Below are 1,614 nucleotides of genomic sequence, written 5' to 3' on the forward strand. Positions count from 1 at the left end.
GCGCGCACCGACGCGCGGGATCGGCGCCGCAAGCCCCTCGCCCGACTCTTCCTCGGCGAACGCGAGGACGCCCGCTGGCTCCGGCCGGCGTTCTGGGCGCTCCTGGCCCTGACCGCGGTCGTGTACCTCTGGGACCTCAGCGTCTCCGGGTACGCGAACAGCTTCTACGCCGCCGCCGTGCAGGCCGGCACGAAGTCGTGGGAGGCGTTCTTCTTCGGCTCCCTCGACTCGTCGAACTTCATCACCGTGGACAAGCCCCCGGCGTCGCTCTGGGTGATGGTGCTGTCCGCGCGACTGCTCGGCTTCTCGAGCTTCAGCCTGCTGCTCCCCCAGGCGCTCATGGCGGTCGGCTCCGTCGCCCTGGTGTGGGGCACGGTCCGCCGCACCCTCGCACGCGTCGGCACCACCACCGCGAACGTCGGCGCCCTGCTCGCCGGCTTCGTCGTCGCGGCCACCCCGGCCGCCGCCCTGATGTTCCGGTTCGACAACCCGGACGCCCTGCTCGTGTTCCTGATGACCGCCGGGGCGTACTGCACGGTGCGAGCGCTCCCGAAGGGCAGCTGGAAGTGGATCGCCCTCGCCGGCGTCGCCCTCGGGTTCGCGTTCCTCACGAAGATGCTGCAGGGGCTGCTCGTCCTGCCGGCGTTCGGCCTCGTCTACCTGTTCGCCGCCCGCACCTCCTGGGGCCGGCGCGTCGTCGGACTGCTGATCGCCGCGGGCTCCCTCGTGGTCTCCGCCGGCTGGTGGGTCGTCGCCGTCTGGCTCTGGCCGGCCGAGTCCCGCCCGTACATCGGCGGCTCGACGAACAACACCGTCCTCGACCTGGTGTTCGGCTACAACGGCCTCGGCCGGATCTTCGGCGGCTCGGGCAACGGCGGCGGAGGCAGCGGCATGACGGGTGGCACCGCCGGGAGCTCCTTCGGCGGCTCGACGGGCCTGAACCGGCTGTTCTCCTCCGAGATGGGCCTCGAGATCTCGTGGCTCCTGCCCGCGGCACTCATCGCGCTGATCGTCGGCCTGGTCGTCGTCGGACGCCGTCACCTCGCCGACCCGGCCCGCGCCGGACTGGTCCTGTGGGGCGGCTGGCTCCTCGTCACCGGACTCGTGTTCTCGTACATGTCCGGCACGATCCACCCGTACTACACGGTCGCACTGGCCCCGGCGATCGCCGGACTGGTCGGCACCGGCGGCGCCCTGCTCTGGCACGCTCGCGAACGGTTCGTCGGCCGGCTCGGCCTCGCCGCGATGATCGGCATCACGGCCTTCTGGGGATGGTGCCTGCTGAACGAGAACCCGACGTGGCTGCCCTGGCTCCGCTGGGTGATGCTGGCCGGCGGTCTGCTGTCGGCAGCGCTCGTGGTCATCGGCAGCGTCCCGTCGCTCCGCAAGCTCGTCACGGTCGGCGTCCTCGCTGGCACCCTGTTCGGGCTCAGCGGCACCACCGCCTACGCCCTCGCCACGACGACCGTCGCGCACTCCGGCTCGATCCCGAGCGTCGGCCCGGCCGGCAGCAGCTCCGGTGGGATGGGCGGCGGTGGCACCGGTGGCATGCCGGGAGGCGCGGGTGGACCCGGCGGGTCGACCTCCGGTTACGAGAGCAGCGGCTCCACGTCC

Annotated in this window: 1 protein-coding gene; it reads left to right on the forward strand. The window is 72.4% G+C overall.

Annotated elements, in window-relative coordinates:
* On the forward strand, positions 1 to 1,614 hold a 1,614-nt coding region (locus tag I5E_RS16380), incomplete at both ends, for an ArnT family glycosyltransferase (protein ID WP_022907938.1).

This window comes from Curtobacterium sp. B18 (assembly GCF_000333375.1).
GTDB lineage: Bacteria > Actinomycetota > Actinomycetes > Actinomycetales > Microbacteriaceae > Curtobacterium.